Here is a 22,680-nt window from a genome sequence, read left to right on the forward strand (position 1 = left end):
AACCAGACCGGTTTCTCTTATATGATAATCCCCTTTATTTACGGAAGAACTGAACTCCCCATCAAATATCGATCCACTTCACGCGCCACTTCACGGCCTTCATTAATCGCCCATACGATTAAGCTTTGGCCTCTTCTTGCATCCCCTGCGGCGAATACACCATCGATATTTGTTTGATAATCCCCATATGCTGCACTGATTTTGTTATTTACTGAATCAACACCGAACTGTTTCAACAGCGGCTGTTCTGTGCCTTCAAAGCCGATAGCGATAAAGACAAGCTGAGCAGGCCATACTTTTTCCGTTCCAGGCAGCTCGCGGAACTCGTATTTACCATGCTCATTTTTCACTTTTTCCATTTGGATGGTATGAAGCTCTTTCAGCTTTCCGTTTTTATCCGCGACCATTTTTGTCGTTTGAATGGAGTATTCTCTCGGATCTCTTCCGAATTTTGCTTCTGCTTCCTCGTATGCATATTCAAGCGTAAAGACGTGTGGCTGTTCAGGCCACATATTGTCATTCGTGCGGGCTGGCGGAAGTTTCGGGTGTTTGCCGAATTGGTGCACACTTTTGGCTTTTTGACGCAGAGCGGTAGCCACACAGTCAGCTCCTGTATCTCCGCCTCCGATTACGATGACATCTTTCCCTTTGGCATCAATGAATTGCTTGTCTTTAAAATTAGAATCTAAATAGCTTTTTGTTGCAAGTGTGAGGTAGTCCATCGCGTAATGGACTCCTTTTGAGTCGCGTCCTTCAATTAAGAGGTCCCGCTGTTTTTGAGCGCCTGTGCATAAGATCACAGCATCAAATTGCTCCTTTAGCTCATCAGCTGTAATGTCAACACCGATTTCTGTATTCGTTACAAAATCAATTCCCTCTTGCGTCAGCAATTTAATTCGGCGTTCTACAATGCCCTTCTCAAGCTTCATGTTTGGAATGCCGTATGTTAAAAGGCCGCCCGCTCTGTCTGCTCGTTCAAAAACAGTGACGGAATGTCCCGCTTGATTCAGCTGGTCAGCACTCGCCAGTCCGGCTGGGCCTGACCCGACAATGGCCACTTTTTTGCCTGTTCGTTTTTTAGGAATTCTAGGTTGAATCCAGCCGTTCTCAAATCCTTTGTCGATAATGGTTCGCTCGATATTTTTAATTGAAACGGCCGGGTCTGAAATCGCTAAAGTGCATGATCCTTCACAAGGAGCGGGACATACCCGCCCTGTGAATTCAGGAAAGTTGTTTGTTTTCAACAGGCGTTCCAATGCTTCCTTCCATCTGCCCCGGTAGACAAGATCATTCCATTCAGGAATTAAGTTGTAAATCGGACAGCCGGATGTAAATCCGTTAATGTCCGCACCGATCTGGCAAAACGGTGTACCGCAATCCATGCACCGCGCCCCCTGCCGTTTCGATGCTTCTTCTGAAAAAGGAGCAGAATATTCTTTCCAATCCTTTAAGCGAGTGAGAGGGTCCCGCTCCGCAGGTTTTTCTCGTTTGATCTCCATAAATCCAGTTGGTTTCCCCATGTTCCTCTCCCCTTCCTTACTGTACTACCGCTTGTTTTTGTCCCGAAGCTGCTGTATTCTGCTTTGGCTTCGTGTTGGCCTCAAAAGCGAACATGATGGCTTCTTCATCTGATAAACCTGCAGCTTTTTGCTCTTCGATGCTTGCGAGCATTTGTTTATAGTTTTTCGGAATGACTTTGACGAATTTTTTCACACTGTCTTCCCATTGATCAAGCAGATCTTCTGCTTTTTGGCTGTTTGTATACGCAGTATGTCTTTCAAGCATTGCTTTGATTTGCTGGATTTCTTTCTCATCCTCTAATGATTCAAATAAAATCATCTCAAGGTTGCATTTGCGTTTAAACGCTTTGACATCTTCGGCCAGTACATAAGCGATTCCGCCGGACATACCTGCCGCAAAGTTTTTGCCTACATCACCGAGAACGACAACGCTGCCGCCAGTCATGTATTCACAGCCGTGGTCGCCAATGCCTTCTACAACTACGTTCACACCGCTGTTTCGAACGGCAAAGCGTTCACCAGCACGTCCGTTAATATATGCTTCTCCGCTTGTCGCACCGTAAAAAGCCACGTTGCCGATAATGACATTGTCATCCGAAGCAGAGTTGAATCCTTCTGGTGACTTGACGATGATTTTTCCGCCAGAAAGCCCTTTTCCGACGTAATCATTTGAGTCTCCGTCCAAATAAAGCGTCATCCCTTTAGGAACGAAAGCTCCAAAGCTTTGGCCGGCTGATCCGGTAAAGTGCAGCTTGATTGTATCTTCAGGAAGCCCTTCTTCTCCGTAGCGCTTTGAGATTTCACTGCCGGTTATCGTTCCGGCTACACGATTTGTATTATTGATTTCAATCGAAATATCAGCTTCTTTTCCAGATTCGATGGCTTCTTGTACAGCCGGGAGAATTGTTGTGATATCAAGCGATTGATCAATTTTATGATTTTGCGGCGATCGGAACGTCCGCACCCCTTCAGGCTGATAAAGAAGTGTAGACAAATCAAGCTGGCTTGCTTTCCAGTGCCCCTTCGCCCGTTCACTTACATGAAGTACATCAGTGCGGCCGATCATTTCATCAAATGTCTTGAAGCCTAACGCAGCCATGTACTCACGAACCTCTTCAGCAATGAACAGCATATAGTTCACAATATGGTCAGGATCCCCCATGAACTTTTTGCGAAGCTCTGGGTTTTGTGTCGCTACACCGACAGGGCATGTATCCAAATGGCAGGCACGCATCATGACACAGCCGAGTACAACTAACGGAGCCGTTGCGAAACCAAATTCTTCGGCGCCGAGCAAGGCAGCCATCACAACGTCGCGGCCCGTCATGAGCTTTCCGTCTGTTTCTAATACAACACGGTCACGAAGTCCGTTCAGCATTAGTGTTTGATGTGCTTCTGCAAGGCCAAGCTCCCACGGAAGCCCTGTATGTTTAATACTGGTTTTCGGAGAAGCGCCTGTACCTCCGTCATAGCCGCTGATCACAATGACATCTGCAGTCGCTTTGGCAACACCTGCAGCGATTGTTCCTACACCTGCTTTTGACACCAGCTTTACGCTGATTCTTGCGTCACGGTTGGCATTTTTCAAATCGTGGATCAGCTGGGCTAAATCCTCAATCGAATAAATGTCATGGTGTGGCGGAGGTGAGATTAATCCGACACCTGGCGTTGACCCGCGGACATCGGCAACCCATGGATATACCTTGTTGCCAGGAAGCTGACCGCCTTCACCCGGCTTAGCACCTTGAGCCATTTTAATCTGCAGCTCATCAGCATTGACGAGGTAATGGCTTTTGACACCAAACCGTCCGGATGCAATTTGTTTGATCGCACTTCTTCTATCATCGCCGTTCTCATCTGGAACAAAGCGTTTGGGATCTTCTCCGCCTTCACCGCTGTTGCTTTTTCCTCCAAGACGGTTCATTGCGATTGCTAAAGCTTCGTGCGCTTCCTTACTCAAGGACCCGAATGACATCGCACCCGTTTTAAAACGTTTGACAATCGATTCAGCGGATTCAACCTCCTCCAACTTCAAAGGCTTGCGGTTTCCGTCAAATGCGAACAAGTTCCGCAAAAATCCGATGCGTTCTTCATCAGCCGCTTTTGTATACTGTTTAAACAGACTGTAATCATTTCTGCGGCACGCCCATTGCAAAGTATGAATCGTTTTCGGATTAAACGCATGATGCTCTCCGCCATTTCTCCATTGGAAGTCACTCCCCGGTTCAAGCGTTTTGCTGTAATCATCCTGATACGCTTCCCGGTGGCGGCGCTGTGCCTCTTCTGCAATTGTTTGTAAATCGATGCCGCCTAGCTGTGATGCAGTACCTGTGAAATAGCGGTCGATCACATCGCGGCTGATTCCTACCGCTTCAAAGATTTGGGCGCCTCTGTAGCTTTGCACAGTTGAAATTCCCATCTTGGACATCACTTTTACGACGCCCTCAGTAATGCTTTTTCCATATTTGCTGACCGCTTCTTCATAGCTGATATCCAAACGGCCTTCATCAATTTCCTGCTTGTAGGTCGCATAAGCGAGATAAGGGTTAATCGCATCTGCGCCATAACCGATTAACGCTGCAAAGTGATGCACTTCACGTGCTTCTCCCGATTCCACAATAATGCTGACCTTCGTACGCAGCCCTTTGCGGATTAAGTACTGGTGCAGCGCGCTTACTGCCAGAAGCGGCGGAATTGGTGTCAGTCGTTCGTTCATCTTTTTGTCTGATAAAATTAACAAACTTACGCCTTGGCTGATGGCTTTCTCTGCTTGTGTGAACATGTCCTTTAATCCGCGTTCAAGATCCTCTGAAAACAGCACATCAATTTTTTGGCTTTTTAAATCTGGATGAACAATCGTTTTCAATGCGTAAAACTGTTCATTGGATAAAACAGGTGTATACAGTTTAATCCGGCGAACATTTCGTTCACTTGGATGAAGAAGATCGCCTTCCGCACCGAGCCAAGTCATCGTTGAAGTGACAAGCTGCTCACGAATCGCGTCGATTGGCGGGTTCGTTACTTGTGCAAACAGCTGTTTAAAGTAGTTAAACAGTGATTGCGCTCGGTCAGATAGTACAGCAAGCGGAGCGTCATTCCCCATTGAACCAAGGGGATCTTTGCCTTCTTTAATAACAGGAATTAGATACTTTTGGATATCCTCATATGTGTATCCGAATGCCTTCTGGCGAGTAAGAAGATCACTAAATTGTTCTTCTTCTCTTGACTCCGGATCAGGATTTACTTGTACAAGCTCTTCTTCAAGCCATTTTTGGTACGGATACTCAGTTGCAATTTGTGTTTTGACTTCTTCATCGGAGATAATACGGCCTTCTTCCAAGTCGATTAAAAGCATTTTCCCAGGCTCAAGGCGGTTTTTATATAAAACGTCCTCCTGTTCAACTTCAATAACGCCTACTTCAGATGAGAAAATAATATAATCATCTTTTGTGACATAATAACGGGCCGGACGGAGACCATTCCGATCAAGGATCGCCCCGATTTGTTTACCGTCAGTAAATGAAATAGCTGTCGGTCCGTCCCAAGGCTCCATCAGGGAGCTATGGTACTCGTAGAACGCCCTTTTTTCCTTGGACATATGCGTATTTTCCGTCCAAGGCTCTGGAATGAGCATCATTGCCGTATGTGCCGGTTTGCGTCCAGCCATCACAAAAAACTCAAATGCGTTATCCAAAATGGAAGAGTCACTGCCATCAGCATTGAGAATCGGCAAAATCTTGTTTAAGTCCTCACCGAAGCTTTCAGAAACAAATTGCTGCTCACGTGCTCTCATCCAGTTGATATTTCCGCGAAGGGTGTTAATTTCACCATTGTGAACCAAATAGCGGTTAGGATGCGCTCTTTCCCATGTAGGAAATGTGTTGGTACTGAAGCGTGAATGAACGAGCGCAAAAGCAGAAACGAATGCTTCGTCTTGCAGATCAGAATAAAATGCATCAACCTGTTCAGGTGTTAAAAGGCCTTTGTAAACAATGGTCTGGCTTGAAAGACTGGCAAAATAAAAATCAAGACCTTCCGTTACTCCCCAATTTTCAGCCTGTTTACGAATGACATACAATTTTCGTTCAAAAGATAAATTGTCCTTTAGATCAGAACTTGCGCCGATAAATACCTGACGGACAAACGGACAGCTTTTTTGCGCCACTGTTCCGATTTTTCCGACATTTACAGGTACAGTTCTCCATCCAAGAACGACTTGGCCTTCTTGTTCAATGAGTGCATTGATTTGCTTTTCAATTTTTTTTCTTTCATCTTCTTTCTGTGAGAAAAAGACCATTCCTACCCCGTAACGTTCTTTTTCTGGCAGATTGATGTCTTTGCACTCTTTTCTAAAAAAAGCATCAGGGATTTGAACCAGTAAGCCGGCTCCGTCTCCTGTATCCGGATCACTGCCTTGCCCTCCTCTATGGTCTAGCTGGCAAAGCATCTTAAGTCCTTGTTTGACAATGTCGTGAGTCTGCTTGCCCTTTAAGTGTGCATATAGGCCGATTCCGCATGCATCATGTTCAAATTCAGGACGGTAGAGACCTTGAGCTTTTGGCATTTGATTGTACGTCATAATTCCTCTCCCCCGATCAATTTCCGATAATACCGGTCATAAAATCTAACAACTCTATAATCATTGTAGGTTTTCAAAACGATATAAACAATATATAATTTAGATCAAAAGAATCTCAAAATGAGATAGATGGATGTGAGACAAACATGGAGCTGCGCCAACTGCGTTATTTCATGGAGGTGGCTGAAAGAGAACACGTTTCAGAAGCCGCTGATCATTTGCATGTGGCCCAATCAGCAATCAGCAGACAAATTGCCAATCTTGAAGAAGAATTAAATGTGACCTTATTTGAGCGTGAAGGGAGAAATATCAAACTCACGCCAATCGGAAAAGAATTTTTGATTCATGTGAAAACGGCGATGAAAGCCATTGATTATGCGAAAGAGCAAATTGATGAGTATCTTGACCCGCATCGCGGAACGGTAAAGATCGGCTTTCCTACAAGCCTCGCCAGCCAGCTTTTGCCGACTGTCATTTCAGCGTTTAAAGAAGAATATCCGCACGTCGAATTTTTGCTGCGCCAAGGCTCCTATAAGTTTCTGATTGAAGCTGTCAGAAACCGCGATATTGATCTGGCCTTATTAGGACCGGTGCCGACGAATTTCTCTGACATAACGGGAAAAATATTATTTACTGAAAAAATTTACGCGCTTGTTCCATTAAATCATCCGCTTGCTAAACAAAAAACGGTTCATTTAATCGATTTGCGCAACGACCAATTTGTATTGTTCCCGGAAGGATTTGTACTTAGAGAGATGGCAATCGATACTTGCAAACAAGCAGGCTTTGCTCCTCTCGTTTCCACGGAGGGTGAGGATTTGGATGCTATCAAAGGGTTAGTGTCCGCAGGAATGGGCGTTACCCTTCTGCCTGAAAGTACTTTTGCTGAAACAACACCTCGTTTTACTGTGAAAATTCCAATTGAGTTCCCTCAAGTAAAACGGACTGTCGGAATCATTAAACCGAAAAATAGAGAGCTTGCGCCTTCTGCGAATGATTTTTATGAGTTTGTCATTCAATTTTTCTCTAAGCTGGAGCAGTATCAATAAAAAAATGAACCCGAGCTTCTATATAGAAGCTTCGGGTTTTTTTCTGCAAATTAATTTACAGGTAAAGAAAAATCCACATGGCAAACAAAGGCTTCTTGATCAATTAGAGCTCTGTTTGTCAGTTCCTTTTTCTTTTCCGGTTCTTGAAGCTGTACAGAAGAGTAATTGACGATTCCAAGGCCGATTTCCGTCCCTTTTGAATCCATCAGCCGAACAACTGAACCGCTTTTGAATTTCCCTTTAATCTTCTGTACACCGTCCAGGTATAAACTCGATTGGCCGTTTGTTATTTTTCGTGAACAGTCATCTGATAAAAACATTTCACCTTCCGGACCGGAATTAAAAGCGATCCATTTCTCCTTTTGATTCAACGGAAGCGTTCCTTCTGCTTCAAAATAGGTGCCTTCCGCCTGTTCATGAACGGCGTGATATAAAATATCGCCAGCATCTGCCTGACCAAGGAAACCTTTAATGCCAGACGCCATTACGATTTTAAACGCATCAAGCTTAGAGCGCATGCCGCCGGTGCCAACGATGCTTCCAGTGTCACCTGCGAATGCTTCGATGTCAGGTGTTATTTCACTCACCCGCTGTATCCTTTTCGCTTCTGGATTTGTGCGCGGATTGCCGTCATATAATCCGTCTATATCTGATAAAATCACAAGCATATCTGCATCAATCAATCCTGCGACTTTTGCCGCGAGTGTATCATTGTCGCCAAACTTGAGCCGATTGACGGTAACTGTATCATTTTCGTTTATGATCGGGATGATGCCGCGCTCGAGCAGTACATTCATTGTATTCCTGACATTGTTGTATCGATATTCATCAGAAAAATCGCTTCTCGTAATTAAAATTTGGGATGCGACATAGCCGTGTGCCAAGAACAGCTTTGAATAAGCCTCCATCAGCAATCCCTGGCCGATTGAAGCTGATGCTTGTTTTTCTGGAAGCTTCTCGGGCCTTTGGATAAATCCGAGCTTGCGATATCCCGCCGCCACTGCGCCTGAGGAAACCAAAATCACTTCATAACCGGCGTCTTTGAGTTTGACGACCTGGTCGACCAACGCTTCTAATTTTCGAATGCTGATTTCTCCATGAAGGCTTGTTAATGAACTGCTTCCAATCTTCACAACGACTCTTTTCATGCTTGTATCAGGCGTCACTTTATCACTCCTGATAGCGGTGCTGCAGTTTTTTCGATATCTTCGCTGATTTCCTTTGAACGCTTAGCCGCATGCTTTATTGCTTGAGAAATCGCTTCTCCGCCGCCGCTCTTTTTCAAGGCTTGCAGCCCCGCTGCTGTCGTTCCGTTCGGTGACGTGATATTATCTCTTAAGATCTCAGGATGTTCTCCTGTTTCCATGAGCATTTTTGCGGCACCTAAAAGTGTCTGTGCGCCGATGCTTCGAGATAACTGTTTATCGAGGCCCGCTTCCTCGCCTGTCTTTTCAATGAATTCCATTAAATAATAAAAATACGCGGGTCCGCTGCCTGCAATTCCGGTGAATATATCCATTTGATTTTCTTGGATTGTATAGACTTCGCCCATGCATCCGAGCAATGCTTCGGCCAGCTTCTTCAGGTCTTCCGACACATATTTGCCAAGGGCAATAGCTGTTGCAGAAGCGCCAATCATACTGGAAGTGTTGGGCATCACTCTGACAACCGGCTGTTCATTAAGCAATGATTGTTCAATAAAAGAGGTGGTTATGCCGGCAAGGACCGACAATATTAATTGATGGGGTTGAATACGTGATTTTAGTGATGACAGAGCGTTTTCAGCGTCTTTTGGCTTCATTGCCAAAATGAGCACATCCATGTCTTCAATACATAGTTGGTTCGGCAAGGCGCCTTTAATGCCATATTGAAGTTCAAGTTCAGTTAATCGCTCTGTATTGCTGCGGTTTGTAACGCAGATGTTTTGTTTCGGGATTTTGTTGGCACGAACGATACCTGATATCATTCCTTCCGCCATAGATCCTGCTCCTATAAAGGCTACTTTCTTTTGATCAAAGATCGGTAACATCTCCTTTGTTCGCTTTTTTGTTCGCATTTTCACACGTTTAAAATGTTACCACGTGAGGAAATGATGTCAAGTTTGAAGGTCATCATTGATTTGTATTGTTTCTTTTCGACAAATATGTATAATGAAAAGCAGAAAACACCCGGTTCACACTGCTGCGCCGGGTGTTTGTTTCTATTAAAAATTATCTGAGAGGGCTTTTTCAATCAGTTTTTTACAGCGATCCAGCTCTACCTTCAGCTGTTTTTTATATAGCTTGGCGGCTTCGTAATCTTTAAATTGATAGAGGACGACTTCCTGGAGCTTAGCCCCTTCTTTTTTTACTTTAATTTGTTTTAGTATCCCGTCATCAAGAAGCTCATGCAAAGACCGGTATACTTCTGTATGATTTGGTTTAAAACCAATCTCTTTAAATTCAGACCGAAGTACTTCAAGCAGCTTTAACCCATAGAGTCTCTCTTGCTCTGTCATCGTTATCATATAAAGCTTCAAAAATGCGCGCTGTTTCACTAAAAAGCCTGTTGAACTCCTTTTTTCTTCTTTCATCATATGCACTCCTTCTTCTGTCACTGACAACACTATGTACTAAATATTCAATTTTCTTTTATTGTTTTCCTTCTTTATATTAAAGACTGATAGTCCAGTCATTTCATGTTTACTGATTATAGGTGTAGCGGAAAAAATAAATTTCGACTGAACATTTGGTACATAGTTTTCTTAGTTCTATTATAGCCTGCATTTACTGCTATCTTCAATTTAAACGATTGCCAGGGTTTACATATCTCATTTTACCGGTACGGATTTCATTCAAATAAAAAAACCTGTCGAAAGACAGGTTTTCATTTTTAAGGATTTGTTGACCATAATCCCGCTGTTTTGATGAAAATACGAGGATCTAATTTCAATTGTGCCACCATGTACTCAGCAAGATCCTCAGGCTGCATCACTTTTTCAGGATTACCGTCTGTTAAGTTCAATTCGATAGACATATCACTAGCGACAGTGCTCGGCGTTAACGCGCTGACTCTGATATTATGTTTTCTCACTTCTTGCATAAGAGACTCTGTTAACCCGAGAACGGCAAATTTAGAAGCGCTGTAAGCACTTGTTACAGCAGCTCCTCTTTGACCCGCTGTAGACGAAATATTAATGATGTCTCCGGCTTTGCGTTCGATCATTTCCGGAAGCACCGCGCGCGTGACATGGTACACACCCATTAGGTTGACTTGAATAATATTTTCCCACTCATCGGCTGACAGATCTAAGAAACCGCCAAATTTGCTGATGCCGGCATTATTAATGAGAATATCGATATCACCGAGCTGTTCCTTCACTTGAGCTACAGCTTGGTTAACCTGATCGGCATCTTTTACATCTGCAGCAGCAAATGCAGCTTTTACACCAAGCGCTTTGACTTCTTCAGCCACTTTTTCTACATTAGCGGAAGTCCGGCCAATTAACCCGATATTCACGCCTTCTTTGGCAAGCGCCAAAGCAGTAGCGCGGCCAATTCCTCTGCCTCCGCCTGTGATTAGTGCAGTTTTATGTTGTAAATTTTGCAATTGAAGCACCCTTTCTTTGTTTACATATGTACGATATCACATTATAAGTACAATACATCCAATACGCAAATCAAACGAACTGTGTAAATATCATTTCTTCTGATTAAAAAAACGGATACAGGGTATTGACATAAGAAAAGGAGTGAACATATGATTATTGTTTATATCAGTCTTGCAGTATTAGCAGTTTCTATTATCTTCTTAGGAGTTACCGTGATTCAAAACAAGAAAAAAATGGACCCTGCACTAAAGGAGCTTTCCTCTGTTACGCAGGCTATGCAAAAACAAATCGAAGGATTAAAAACAGAAACAGAGCTGCTGACGCAAAAACAAAAGAAGATTCAGCAGGATGTCCAAATAAAAAAATACACGTTTCAGCAGACCGCAGCTGAAGTGAAAAAAGTTCCTAAAGCTGTTAAAGAGGTGTGGCAGGCTGGTCATTTAAATAGCAGGTCATGATGAATGATATCCCGTTGTTTCGATCAGAATGGACAATGGGATATCATTTTTTGAGGAGGCTTTCGCATGATTGTAAACCACAGTTGCTTAAAGGAGTTCGCAGAAAAACTACATTCTCTTCCCTCTTCACTTACAAAGTCGGATTTACTTATTTCTCCATTTCATCTCCATCAAGAAAATGAACTTGACATCTACTATTCACCTCATAATGAATATATCAATCGGACTGCTACGATTGTGATTGCCGGGATCACGCCGGGTTTTTCCCAGATGAAAACAGCGTACGAAACAGCAGTCGAAAGTCTGCGGCAAGGCCGCACTCTTGAGCAAATGGCGGTAGATACAAAAATAGCAGCGGGTTTCTCCGGGTCGATGAGACATAACCTTATCACCATGCTGGATTTATGCGGGCTGCCGCAAGCTTTTGGCATTCAAAGCGCCGCAAAGCTTTTTGGAGAATTACGGCATATGCTCCATACAACTTCCGTTATTAAATATCCTGTCTTTATCCAGCAAAAAAACTATACCGGATACAAACCGGCTATCACTCATTCTCCTATTCTAAGCACCTATGCTTTTGGGCACTTCCCTGCGGAGCTTAACCATGTGACGGGACCAGCTCTTCTCATTCCGTTAGGAAAAGCGGCCGAAACAGTATGTGAAACATTGATCAGACAGCACAGCCTCCAGAATTTGATTTGCCTTAACGGCTTTCCCCATCCATCAGGCGCGAACGGCCATCGTTTGAAACAATTCAACAAAAACAAAGAGCAACTAGAAACACAAATTCGTTCCTTTGCTGCATTGGTTGATTTCGCTATAGAAAAGAGGAAATAAAAGGGATATGATAAACAAAAACACAAACGCGGGGAGTGGTTGAATGTTTCCTATATTAGAAACGGATCGGCTTATACTTAGGCAAATCACAGATCAGGACGCGGAAGCCATTTTTGCTTGTTTCTCAAACGATGAGGTGACACGCTATTATGGGCTTGAAAACATGGAATCTAAAGAACAGGCCATTTCAATGATTCAAACGTTTGCTGCCCTCTATCAAGAAAAACGCGGTATACGGTGGGGAATTGAAAGACTGGACACTAAAGAACTGATCGGAACAATAGGCTTTCACGCTCTGGCCCAAAAGCATAGGCGCGCGGAAATCGGTTATGAAATCATCCCGGAGCATTGGCAAAACGGATTTGCATCAGAAGTCCTTTCAAAGGTCGTATCTTACGGATTTTCTGCCCTTGGACTGACGCGTATTGGCGCAGTTGTATTTATCGCTAATGAAGCATCAAATCGTCTGCTTCTAAAAATGGGGTTTCAAAAAGAAGGCGTTTTAAGACAGTACATGTATCAAAATGGGACTCCATATGATACAAATGTGTACTCTATTGTGAAACCAAGAGAATGACGGTATTCTCTTGGTCTGTGCCACATCCCTTTTCCTTTAAAATGTCCGATTCATGACCTGCATCAGCTATGACGTTTTGATTCTTGATCAATCCCTACAAGATTTTCATCTCTTAAAACAATGCTAATAACTTTTTCCCCTACTCATAAATCCCTTTATTGGTTCTTCTTCTTGTGATAAAATCCCCAAGGAAACAAAACGCAGCCGACCACATCAAAATATAAATAACCTGAGTTTTGTATTCCCACATTGAATCCCCCATTTCTACCCCGTGAATGAAAATCATATACGCTTTTTGTGGCAGTATCGCACAAAGGGCATTTAATATTGGATGATGTGGAGCAAAAGAAATAAAACAGCCTGACAATACACACGTGATCACACTGATACCACTCGTCATCAAACTGATGTTTCGATCCATCACAGAAGCCATAAAGATAGCGAATGCTGTTGCAAGCACTGTAAGAACACCCAGTAACCCAGCAAGAATATTTAAACGGAAACCAATTTCAGCATGAAAGAGTACATTTGTAATTAGGATGGCCAAGTAAGTGGGTATGTATAAACATAAAAAAGTAAAGATAAACTGAACCAACAAATATTTCCCCACATGCACGGGAGACACTAAAATCCTTTTGAAGGTTTTGAGCATCCGGTCTTCTGGATATAACGCAGCTAATGCCACACCTTGCATCAATACAAGCATCATGATAAAGCCTAATATATTCGTTCCCGTTCCCCGTTCAGTCCTTAATTCATCCTCTCCCCGGTAGCTGCCTGGCATTTCTCCAGTCTCAAAAAATTGCTGAATCATTTTTTGATCCGCTTTACTTTTCAACGTGGTTACTTTGTAATCAAGTTGATTTTTTTCTACAATGGCTGCATATTTCCCTAACATCAGATCAGAAAACTTCGGCTTCTGATCTACCGTTACCACTCTAAATGCAGAATCACTCGGCAAATGATGAACTTCGTCCAGTTCTGTAACAAAAGCGATTGTTTCTTTGAAAACCGGCTTCCCGGAAAACATAATCGCAACGCCAATCATCAGAGGGATAATGATTAATGCAATGATAATAATGTCTTTTTTGGTCAGGATTCGCTCCCACCTGTTTTGGAATAAACTCAGCATATATATCCCTCCGGCTTAAATACAACATGAGAAACGGCAATACAAATGATTGAAGCCAATATTAGTCCTGACATAACAGGCTGCAGCATACTGAAATCATGATCATAAATGAGACGAAATGAACATTCTGTTACCCATTTAATCGGAGAAAGAATCGATATCTGATTGACGGTATCTCCAAATCTATGAATTCCGAAAAATACGCCACCAAAGAAAACAAAAAAAGCTATCGGAATTTGCATAATCCCATTCGCCTGTTCTTCATTCTTGAACAAACTGCAGAACATTGTGCCTAAACAGCAACCGAAAAATAAAAATACATACAATAAAAGCATGAAATACGTAAGATATTGTCCTCCAAAGTTCAAATGAAAAATCGTTTGGGCTATCAACACATTCATGCTGTACATAATGACACTGAATATAAAGGTTGATAGTAATTTAGAAAGATAAATACTAGTTGTCGAAACCGGCGCATACACAATACGAAGGTTCGCTTTCTTCACCTTTTCCTCCATAAACGTATTAGAGGTCGTCATAGCAATCAGAGCTGCAGTGAAAATCATCATATTCACTCCGTAATAATCATAAGAACTTACCCCGCCTGCTCCAAAGCTGCTTTTCGTAACAAAGCCCATGACCAGAATGAGAACGAAAGGAAAGGCCGTATTGGCTATTACAAGAACCGGATTCCTTAAAATATTCATAAAATCAAATGTTATCAATTTTAACAAACTCATTTTGCTCTCCTAATCTCTTAAATTTCTTCCCGTCAGCTCTAAAAATACCGTTTCTAACGATGCCTCTTTTTTGTTCATGTTTAGGATGCTGCAGCCTTGGGCACTCAATTCTAATATGATTTCACTCAGGTGATCTTGGTTCTTTTGAACGGTAACATTTAGTTGATGGTCAGAGAAATCAACTCCTGTCACTCCTATGATTTCTCTAATCGAGTTTTTATTTAATCGCTGAACATGCGCCAGTTGAAAAGCGTATGTTATTTCTTTATTGACTTCTCTGTACAGCTCTTCTTTTGTTCCATTGGCAATAATTCTTCCTTCATTCATGATCATAATACGATCTGAAATCACCTCGACTTCTTCCATATAATGTGTAGAGTAAATGATGCTTGCGCCTTTTGTTTTCAGCTCTTTTATCGATTCCAAAATGTGATGCCGGGATTGCGGATCGATTCCTACCGTGGGCTCATCCATGATAATCAGTTTCGGCTGATGAGCAATGGCGCACGCAATGTTTAATCTTCTTTTCATCCCGCCTGAAAACGTCTTTGGCTTGTCATCTTTCCGTTCATATAGCTGTACGAGCTCCAAAGCCTCTTTGACTCGGGCTTTCAGTTCTTCTCCTTTAAGAGAATAAAGACTGGCAAAAAAACGAACATTTTTCTCAGCTGAAATCTCCTCATAAATCGCGATATCTTGAGGCACAATCCCGATGCCTTTCTTCATTTCCTTTGACCCTTTTTTCACACTATGGCCCAATATCGAAACGTTTCCGGAACTGGCCGACAATACTCCTGATAAAATATGAATGGTTGTGCTTTTTCCTGCACCATTTGGACCTAGTAAGCCAAGCACTTCCCCCTCTCTCACTTCGAACGAAATCCCATCTACTGCCGTTTTGTTTTTATACTGCATTTTCAAGTTTTCTACTATTGCTACGTTGTTCATAGTTGGTTCTCCTTTTTACTTTCTCCGTTTTGCGAATTCCTGCAATAAATTTGTTTTCAAATTGTCTCGATTTTGTTCAATGTCAAAATCAGCAGCGTCTTCTTCAAAACCATCCTGTTCTTCTCCGTCAAAACTGTACAGTTTCTTCAATAAAATCCACAATGTTTCCAGCTCTTCCGTCGAAAAGCCTTTAAATAGATCGGCCATAAAATACACCGCTTTTTCACCGCATTCCTCCATGACACGCTTTCCTGAATCAGTAATCTTCACATTAACTGCACGCTTGTCGCGTTTACTTGGTACAGTGATGACATAACCTCTTTTTTCAATACCGCTGACAAGTCTGTTGATGTTTTGTTTTGATGTGCCTAATTTTTTTGCAATGTTGTTGAATGTCGTTTCCTCTTCCGGTAAATGCAGTATGGCAACCATTGTCATAAATTGCCTCGACGTTAAGCTTTCATAATAATCGTCTCCACGTGATTGAATTTTGTTTAAAGTGGAAAAAAGTGTAGCATAAGACTGTTGCATTAAAAATAAATCTTTCAGTTCCTTAGAATAATCCACGATGTTCCCTCCTCAAATAGACAACTTATTGTCTATTCATCATAACATTTCTCATTATATTGTCAATATGTTGTCTATTTTTCTTTAGAATCCCTCGATTATTCATAGAATAGTAATATACTGATCGATTCAGAAAGAGGTAATGTTGATGGCTCGTCATCGAGAATTCAATGAAGAATAAAGCGTTATGAATCTGTTTTGAGTGAACATTCATGACGAGCTAAGACGTGAAATTAACGTGGAACAAACGGCTCAGACTTATTTTCTGTTTCTTATCGGCTGACTGTGATGGTGAAATCCCGTTCAGATCAATCATTTTTGCGTCATTCCGTATCGGAAATCCTTACATTGCTGAACAAATGATAAAAAGCGCCCCGGAAAATGGGCGCTTTCTAATTAAGATGCATATTGAGGAGATGTTTCCTCCTTAACTGCTTTTTCCTCAGGTATATGAATACATTTCGTCAAGACCGCACTTGCAAGGTAAAGGGCCGCAAAGATCCAGACGACACCTTGCGCGCCGACGAGACCAATGAACAGCCAAGCGAGTGCGGGGCCGACAAACGCTGATAAACCTGCAGCCAAATTTAATACAGACATGGCTGCCCCTTTATCTTTTCCTGCCACCGTCGGCACAATTGCACCAATCGGCACATAGCCTGCCAGCAAACCGCCCCAAATAAAGCCGATCACGCTGACAACCGCTAAGCTTCCGCCGGAGAAAACAGGTGCGTAGTATAATAAGAGGGTGAAAATGCCGCAGCCGACTCCGCCGAACCAAATAACAGTATTTTTCCAGCCGAATTTATCGCCGACAATACCAAAGATAAGGTTAAACACAATGTTCCCCAGGAAAATCGTTCCCCAAATTTGCAGCCACACATTGGTTGAAATTCCATGCTGGGCCATGTGCATCGGCAAAAAGACTGGAAAACCATATGTACCAATACTGTTAATGATTCTGATGATTCCGCCTGTAAGCACGCGCGGATTTGTAAATAGAATCGTAACCCCTTTTAAAAGCTCCTCGGCTGTTTCTGATCTTTTTCTTTTCTTCTTTTCAAAACGGTCTTTATTGATAAACAATGCAAAAAATGCACCGAGACATACCCAGAAAATAGAGCTCCAAAGCGTATTCAAATAACCGAACGCTTTGATCGCGTAGCTTGAGTACCAAGCGCCAAACACAAACATGCCGAGGCAATATGCAATCCAAAACCAGCCGACAGCAGTGCTCAGTTTGCTTTGCGGTGTTCTGTAAATGACCCATGTCAAGAAAGAATAAGCAAAAAGCGGGTAACCTAACCCTTTTACGAAGTAAGTCACATACATCACTGGCAGGTTCAGCTGTTCAAATCCAAATACGATAAAAGCAGCTGTACCGATCACATAAAACAACAACCCCATAAACATCGTTCGTTTTGCGCCAAATGCTTCGAGACATACACCCGAAAACCAGGAAGCTATGGCAAGCGCAATTCCGTATATACTAAAAATGGAAGCGGACTGCTGAACGGTGAGCCCGTTTTCGATCAAAAAAGGACTGAGCCAGCCTTGTTCAAGGCCATCTCCCATCATAAACAAAACAACCCCTAAAAATCCCCAGGCAAGCCGCTTCGGTATTCCTATTTTATCCAACATATCTGTCTCCTCCTTAGATGCTTATATTCATTACCGTATTACCTTATTAAAGTTGAAAATTAAATGATTCCTCAAAACAGCAAAAATGCCGCCTTAAATCAATACTTTGCTTTCTGAACCTGAAAAAAAGCGCTGTGTTTGCTTCCATTTCTCATATAAAGCCAATTCGGTCTGACAGTCCTTCGGTTCGATCACCCGGACATTTGCTGACATCTCCTCCGTTAATTGAAAGGTTTCATTGCAAATGACTGCAGCTCCAACAACAGATGCCTGATGATATCCCTCTTGGACATAGACCTTTTTTTGAAGAAGATCCGCGATATATTGAGTGAGCGCTTTGCTTTGGAATCCCCCTCCGCACACCCAAACATAGTCACGTTCAAACGGAGTAACCTCTGTTAAAATGTCAAAGTTCCATTTAATTGAAAATGCGATCTCTTCTAGCGCTGCACGTACAAAATGTGCCCTCTTTAAATGTGCTGACAGCGGGGCATCAAAAAGAAAACCGCCTCTCGTTAACGCATTCTTTTCAGCCGATAAATAAGAGCCGAGAGCCGCTACACATGCATGGTCTTCTTTTGCAAGTGCAGAAATCTCCTCCTCCATTACTTCGTACGTTTCATTCGGATAAAAAATCTGTTTTAATTTTTGATAATTCAAGCCGGTAATTCCCGGATTCGTTTCCACAAGCCAATGCCCTTGATCCGTATGACAGTTCAGCCAGGCTTTATGTTTTGTGTCGCCATGATCCGCAGTAATTTTGGTTATTGGCGTTGTTGTCCCTGATACAATGACAATGTCCTCAAGTCCAGCTCCGGTGCTTTTGACAGCCAGCTGTGTATCCCCGCCCCCTGCTATAACCTTAGCATTTATTGAAAGGCCTAATTCGGATGCATATTCATTTGCTATCGTTCCAATTGCTGTTCCCGCTCTTACAAGAGGCGGGAGGATAGATGGAGAAAAGCCGAATATGTCGCACATCTCTTCTGACCAAGTGTTTTGCTTCACATCAAACAGCAGGGTTTCTGTTGCCTGTGATGGTTCATATGTTAATATTCCGCTCAGTTGGTACGTCACCCAATCACTGATGCTAGTAAAGCTTGCAGTCTTTTCCCATAAAGAGGGCTGGCGCTGTTTTAATCCATAAAGCTTGAGCGCGGAAAAAAGTGCGGTTGGCAGGCGGCCTGTGCGGCTGTATATCTCTTCCCAATCGGGAATGCTCGCCTCCCACTCTCGGCCGCGGTTATCGATGTTCGGCAGCCCGAGAAAAGGATTGCCGTTTTGATCAATCAAAACAATCCCCTGTCTTTGGCTCGTCGATGTCAAACCAATGATGTCAATATCATGCGAACGGGATAGCGCACGTTTTGCCAAATTCATCACCTGCTTCCACAGCACCTGAGGAGAAAAATAACGGCTGTCCGGGTAAAGCGTCTCTGTGGAATACACGATGTCCTCCCGTTCAACTGTTAAAACACTGCCGGTTACACTCACGACCGCTACCCTCGCATTGCCTGTGCCAATATCAAAAACGAGATAGCCTTTTTGTTTTTTCATTCTGTTAGCCTCCTTTCTTATACCCCTGTTTTCAGTTCGTCCTTGTTATACATTGTCGGAATATTAAGAGTTTTTTCACTCTTCCACTTTTTGAGGGCTTTATTCAGTATCGTCACGTGATGATCCTCCACTTCAAATGTTGCTCCAGCGAGATGCGGTGTTGCCAGAACATTAGGCAATGAAATCAATTCATAATCTGATTCCTCTGGAGGTTCATGATAAAAAACGTCTAATATCGCACCTCTGATTTTATGTTCTTTTAATACAGATAAAAGATCTTCACGGTTTACAACAACTGCTCTTGAAGTATTGACGAAAATCGCACTCTGTTTCATCAGATCAAAATACTTCCGATCAATAAGTCCAAGTGTTTCCTCAGTACGAGGCAGATGGACAGAAACGATATCACTGTCTGAAAACACCGTTTTAAGAGATACTTTTTCATACAGCGGATGATCGTCTTGAATGAATGGATCGTAATACTTTATTTTACAGTCAAACGCAGTCAGCAGTTTTGCAATCCTTTGACCAACCGCCCCGAACCCAATCATGCCAACCGTTTTTCCTGTTAATTCATTTCCTTTAAATTTGACATAAGCCTGCAGGTAATCACTGTTCCACTTTCCATCCTTCAGCCATTGATTCGAGGCGCTGGTATGGCGCAGAAAAGAAATCACATTTCCAATAAACATTTCAGCAACGGCTTGTGCATTCCGCCCTGGTGTATAAAAAACAGGTATGCCTCTTTTTGAGGCAGCTGCCACATCCACATTGGAGGGCATTCCCCTGCAAACACCGACAAATGAAAGTTCGGGAACAGAAGCAAATACGCTGTCTGTTACCTGATCAAGCTCAGTAATCAAGCCTGTCGCATTTGTTGCTTTTAGCAGCTGAATGAGTTCATCCTCCCGATATGCCCGGCCTTGTTCCTTCCAAGATTGATAAGCAACTGAGTCAAAAAAGTTTTCTAGCTCTTTTCGTCCTTCTTCGTTGTACGGTGCTGTAACCAAAACCGTCATGGTGCAAAACATCCTTTTCATCGTATTTTTTCATAAAAAAAAATCTCTTTCCGCAGATGGAAAGAGATTCATATATAGGCGCGCTCTGTTACAGGCAGACGCCGGTATAAACCTTGCTTTCCTATCTTTCAAGCTGACGCTTGCTGGAATTGGCACAATAATGTTGCCGAGGTTTCATAGGGCCAGTCCCTCCACCTCTCTGGATAGAAAATGTTGAGTATGTAATTTTTAGAATGAAGAATACGTTTATCATAAAGAAGTCTCAGATTGATGTCAATCTCTTTTTTCAGAATTGACGTTATCATCCGAAATGTTATAATTCTTACAAAATATCTAACTAGAGAGAGGAACTGGGCCATGAAATCTTTTGCCACACAACAAAACGGCATTTTCAAATCCGTTTGCTCGCTGGACTGCCCGGATCAGTGCGGATTGTTAATACATAAAAAAGACGGGAAAATCGTAAAAATGCAAGGAGACCCTGATCATCCTGTCACAGCCGGAAACATATGCAACAAAGTCCGGAATATGACGGAGCGCATATATGATGAAAAGCGGCTGACTACACCGCTCAAACGAACAGGTGCGAAAGGCCAAGCGATATTTGAACCGATTTCCTGGAAAGAGGCAATCGATACGATCACCTCCCGCTGGAAACAGCTGATTAAAGAAGAGGGAGCTGAAAGCATACTTCCTTACAGCTTTTACGGAAATATGGGGAAATTGACAGCTGAAGGAATGGACCGCCGCTTTTTTTACCGCATGGGGTCAAGCCAGCTTGAACGGACGATTTGCAGCAAAGCGGGATCTGAAGGCTATAAATATACAATGGGCATAAGCGCGGGAATCGATCCTGAGGAAACCGTTCATACAAAACTATTTATTTTTTGGGGAATCAACGCGGTCAGCACAAATATGCACCAAATTACGATCGCCCAAAAAGCGCGAAAACAAGGTGCCAAAATTGTCGTGATCGATGTGCATAAAAATCAAACAGGACGTCTTGCAGATTGGTTTATCCCAATAAAACCGGGAACCGACAGTGCACTTGCTCTTGGCATCATGCACATTTTATTTAAAGAAAACCTTCATGATGAAGCATTTCTGTCCGAGTACACGGTTGGCTATGAAGAGCTCCGTGAACACGTGAAACAATATGATCCTGAAAAGGTATCGACGATCACCGGTGTCAGTACCGAAGATATTTACCGACTGGCAAAAATGTACGGGGAAACCTCCCCTTCTTTTATCAGAATCGGAAACTGACCCCAGCATCACGATAACGGCGGGATGATTGTAAGGACGATTGCCTGTCTTCCGGCGATCACCGGCCAATGGCTGCACACAGGGGGCGGCGCAATTAAGCATAACAGCGGAATTTTAGAATATAACACAAATGCCTTGCAGCGGCCCGACTTATTGAAAGGGCGCACCCCGAGGTCGTTTAATATGAATCAGCTTGGCAGGGTGCTTTTGGAAACAGACCCGCCGATTCGCTCTCTATTTATTTACGGAACGAACCCTGCCGTCGTCGCGCCCGAAGCAAACAAAGTCAGACAGGGCTTGCTGCGGGAAGACTTGTTTACTGTGGTTCATGATTTGTTTTTAACGGAAACGGCTGCATATGCGGACATTGTACTGCCTGCAACATCCGCTTTTGAAAATACTGATTTTTACACCTCCTACTGGCACCATTACATTCAGCTTCAGCAGCCGGTGATTGAGAGATATGGGGAAAGCAAGTCTAACACTGAGGTTTTCCGATTACTGGCTGAAGCCATGGGATTCACAGACCAGGAGCTTAAAGATTCAGATGAAGAATTAATCCGCCAGGCGCTTGACCATCCAGATAATCCACATTTGGCAGAGATTGATTACGATGCACTTGCTAAGCATTCATTTATGAAAGCGAAACGCGAAAAGCGACTGTTTCCGGGCGAACTTCCAACGCCAAGCGGAAAAATAGAATTATATTCAGAACAAATGAAACAAGACGGCTTCCCTGCTTTACCGACATATACACCTCTTGTAACCGATAATGAACATCCGTTTATGTATGTTCCGGGGCCAAACCATAATTTCTTAAACTCAACATTTTCCAATAATGAAAAACACATCAAGCTTGAAAAGACGCCAAAGCTCTTTATCAACACAAAAGATGCTAAAGAGCACGGAATCGTTGATGGGGCACCTGTACGAATTTGGAACAGCCGGGGAGAATGCCAGCTGACCGCTGCAGTTGGAGAACAAGTGCTGCCAGGTGTCGTTGTCAGCCAAGGATTATGGGCGGATGAACAAGGAAAAAAACAGCTTGTAAACGCGCTAACCCCAGACCGATTGTCCGATATGGGCGGCGGCGCCACCTTTTTTTCAGGACGCGTGCAGATTGAAAAAGCATAAACGAAAAAACCGCCCAGATCATGTTCTGGCGGTTTTTTTTGGTTGATAATGAAACCCGGAGTATACC

General features: G+C 43.0%; 17 protein-coding genes, 1 pseudogene and 1 riboswitch. Of the genes and pseudogenes, 5 read left to right on the forward strand and 13 right to left on the reverse strand.

What is annotated here, in order from left to right:
* Positions 1–38: 38 nt before the first annotated feature.
* On the reverse strand, positions 39–1,520 hold the full coding sequence (gene gltD / locus NYE20_RS11255) for a glutamate synthase small subunit (protein ID WP_014476983.1): 1,482 nt from the start codon (positions 1,518–1,520) through the stop codon (positions 39–41).
* Between the two features lie 16 nt (positions 1,521–1,536).
* Positions 1,537–6,099 (reverse strand): glutamate synthase large subunit, encoded by a 4,563-nt coding sequence (gene gltB / locus NYE20_RS11260; protein ID WP_339182996.1) that lies wholly within the window; start codon positions 6,097–6,099, stop codon positions 1,537–1,539.
* A gap of 146 nt (positions 6,100–6,245) precedes the next feature.
* Here gltB and gltC point away from each other — a divergent pair, with 146 nt between their 5' ends.
* Positions 6,246–7,148 carry a glutamate biosynthesis transcriptional regulator GltC gene (gene gltC, locus NYE20_RS11265; RefSeq protein ID WP_004399246.1) on the forward strand — a complete coding sequence of 301 codons (903 nt, stop codon included), beginning with the start codon at positions 6,246–6,248 and terminating at the stop codon, positions 7,146–7,148.
* A 50-nt stretch (positions 7,149–7,198) separates the two neighbouring features.
* Here the strand turns inward: gltC and proB are convergent, their stop codons facing one another.
* The 4 genes from proB to NYE20_RS11285 form a co-directional block, all read right to left on the reverse strand.
* The gene (gene proB / locus NYE20_RS11270; RefSeq protein ID WP_049141139.1) at positions 7,199–8,314 is read right to left on the reverse strand and encodes a glutamate 5-kinase; all 1,116 of its coding nucleotides are present in this window, start codon (positions 8,312–8,314) and stop codon (positions 7,199–7,201) included.
* Positions 8,311–9,204, reverse strand: a complete 894-nt coding sequence (proC, locus tag NYE20_RS11275; RefSeq protein WP_010886524.1) for a pyrroline-5-carboxylate reductase — start codon at positions 9,202–9,204, stop codon at positions 8,311–8,313. The genes proB and proC overlap by 4 nt, the downstream gene beginning before the upstream one ends.
* A 147-nt stretch (positions 9,205–9,351) precedes the next feature.
* On the reverse strand, positions 9,352–9,720 hold the full coding sequence (rtp, locus tag NYE20_RS11280; protein ID WP_003220337.1) for a replication termination protein: 369 nt from the start codon (positions 9,718–9,720) through the stop codon (positions 9,352–9,354).
* Positions 9,721–10,019: 299 nt separating this feature from the next.
* Entirely contained in the window at positions 10,020–10,736 is a 717-nt protein-coding gene (locus NYE20_RS11285) for a 3-ketoacyl-ACP reductase (RefSeq protein ID WP_015483302.1), read from the reverse strand.
* Between the two features lie 150 nt (positions 10,737–10,886).
* On the opposite strand from NYE20_RS11285, the gene NYE20_RS11290 reads away from it, so the two are divergent.
* From NYE20_RS11290 to NYE20_RS11300, 3 genes are all read left to right on the forward strand, one after another.
* Positions 10,887–11,195 (forward strand): DUF948 domain-containing protein, encoded by a 309-nt coding sequence (locus NYE20_RS11290; RefSeq protein WP_029318089.1) that lies wholly within the window; start codon positions 10,887–10,889, stop codon positions 11,193–11,195.
* 66 nt (positions 11,196–11,261) lie between these two features.
* The gene (locus NYE20_RS11295) at positions 11,262–12,032 is read left to right on the forward strand and encodes a hypothetical protein (protein WP_085187593.1); all 771 of its coding nucleotides are present in this window, start codon (positions 11,262–11,264) and stop codon (positions 12,030–12,032) included.
* A gap of 43 nt (positions 12,033–12,075) precedes the next feature.
* Complete coding sequence (locus tag NYE20_RS11300; protein WP_049141140.1) at positions 12,076–12,609, forward strand: GNAT family protein; 534 nt, start codon at positions 12,076–12,078, stop codon at positions 12,607–12,609.
* Positions 12,610–12,748: 139 nt separating this feature from the next.
* Here the strand turns inward: NYE20_RS11300 and NYE20_RS11305 are convergent, their stop codons facing one another.
* From NYE20_RS11305 to NYE20_RS11335, 7 genes are all read right to left on the reverse strand, one after another.
* Positions 12,749–13,741, reverse strand: a complete 993-nt coding sequence (locus tag NYE20_RS11305) for an ABC transporter permease (RefSeq protein ID WP_161621617.1) — start codon at positions 13,739–13,741, stop codon at positions 12,749–12,751.
* Complete coding sequence (locus NYE20_RS11310) at positions 13,735–14,481, reverse strand: ABC transporter permease (RefSeq protein ID WP_041849908.1); 747 nt, start codon at positions 14,479–14,481, stop codon at positions 13,735–13,737. The genes NYE20_RS11305 and NYE20_RS11310 overlap by 7 nt, the downstream gene beginning before the upstream one ends.
* 9 nt (positions 14,482–14,490) lie before the next feature.
* Complete coding sequence (locus NYE20_RS11315; protein ID WP_161621618.1) at positions 14,491–15,429, reverse strand: ABC transporter ATP-binding protein; 939 nt, start codon at positions 15,427–15,429, stop codon at positions 14,491–14,493.
* A gap of 15 nt (positions 15,430–15,444) precedes the next feature.
* Entirely contained in the window at positions 15,445–15,996 is a 552-nt protein-coding gene (locus tag NYE20_RS11320) for a MarR family transcriptional regulator (protein ID WP_014479988.1), read from the reverse strand.
* A gap of 396 nt (positions 15,997–16,392) precedes the next feature.
* Positions 16,393–17,637, reverse strand: a complete 1,245-nt coding sequence (locus NYE20_RS11325; RefSeq protein ID WP_021481398.1) for an MFS transporter — start codon at positions 17,635–17,637, stop codon at positions 16,393–16,395.
* A 93-nt stretch (positions 17,638–17,730) separates the two neighbouring features.
* Entirely contained in the window at positions 17,731–19,194 is a 1,464-nt protein-coding gene (locus NYE20_RS11330) for an FGGY-family carbohydrate kinase (protein WP_161621620.1), read from the reverse strand.
* A 17-nt stretch (positions 19,195–19,211) separates the two neighbouring features.
* Positions 19,212–20,234, reverse strand: a complete 1,023-nt coding sequence (locus NYE20_RS11335) for a 2-hydroxyacid dehydrogenase (protein WP_161621621.1) — start codon at positions 20,232–20,234, stop codon at positions 19,212–19,214.
* Positions 20,235–20,331: 97 nt separating this feature from the next.
* Positions 20,332–20,423, reverse strand: a riboswitch (SAM riboswitch).
* A 147-nt stretch (positions 20,424–20,570) separates the two neighbouring features.
* Between NYE20_RS11335 and NYE20_RS11340 the strand changes: the two are divergent.
* A pseudogene (locus NYE20_RS11340) lies at positions 20,571–22,613 on the forward strand (molybdopterin oxidoreductase family protein).
* Positions 22,614–22,680: the final 67 nt, after the last annotated feature.

This window comes from Bacillus sp. FSL R5-0416, from assembly GCF_037975425.1.
Classification (GTDB): domain Bacteria; phylum Bacillota; class Bacilli; order Bacillales; family Bacillaceae; genus Bacillus; species Bacillus subtilis.

Bases quoted from the DNA above. Each gene is read 5' to 3' on its own strand.
- gltD (WP_014476983.1), bottom strand. From the start codon at position 1,520: ATGGGGAAACCAACTGGATTTATGGAGATCAAACGAGAAAAACCTGCG.
- gltB (WP_339182996.1), bottom strand. From the start codon at position 6,099: ATGACGTACAATCAAATGCCAAAAGCTCAAGGTCTCTACCGTCCTGAA.
- gltC (WP_004399246.1), top strand. From the start codon at position 6,246: ATGGAGCTGCGCCAACTGCGTTATTTCATGGAGGTGGCTGAAAGAGAA.
- proC (WP_010886524.1), bottom strand. From the start codon at position 9,204: ATGCGAACAAAAAAGCGAACAAAGGAGATGTTACCGATCTTTGATCAA.
- rtp (WP_003220337.1), bottom strand. From the start codon at position 9,720: ATGAAAGAAGAAAAAAGGAGTTCAACAGGCTTTTTAGTGAAACAGCGC.
- NYE20_RS11290 (WP_029318089.1), top strand. From the start codon at position 10,887: ATGATTATTGTTTATATCAGTCTTGCAGTATTAGCAGTTTCTATTATC.
- NYE20_RS11295 (WP_085187593.1), top strand. From the start codon at position 11,262: ATGATTGTAAACCACAGTTGCTTAAAGGAGTTCGCAGAAAAACTACAT.
- NYE20_RS11300 (WP_049141140.1), top strand. From the start codon at position 12,076: ATGTTTCCTATATTAGAAACGGATCGGCTTATACTTAGGCAAATCACA.
- NYE20_RS11305 (WP_161621617.1), bottom strand. From the start codon at position 13,741: ATGCTGAGTTTATTCCAAAACAGGTGGGAGCGAATCCTGACCAAAAAA.
- NYE20_RS11310 (WP_041849908.1), bottom strand. From the start codon at position 14,481: ATGAGTTTGTTAAAATTGATAACATTTGATTTTATGAATATTTTAAGG.
- NYE20_RS11315 (WP_161621618.1), bottom strand. From the start codon at position 15,429: ATGAACAACGTAGCAATAGTAGAAAACTTGAAAATGCAGTATAAAAAC.
- NYE20_RS11325 (WP_021481398.1), bottom strand. From the start codon at position 17,637: ATGTTGGATAAAATAGGAATACCGAAGCGGCTTGCCTGGGGATTTTTA.
- NYE20_RS11330 (WP_161621620.1), bottom strand. From the start codon at position 19,194: ATGAAAAAACAAAAAGGCTATCTCGTTTTTGATATTGGCACAGGCAAT.
- NYE20_RS11335 (WP_161621621.1), bottom strand. From the start codon at position 20,234: ATGAAAAGGATGTTTTGCACCATGACGGTTTTGGTTACAGCACCGTAC.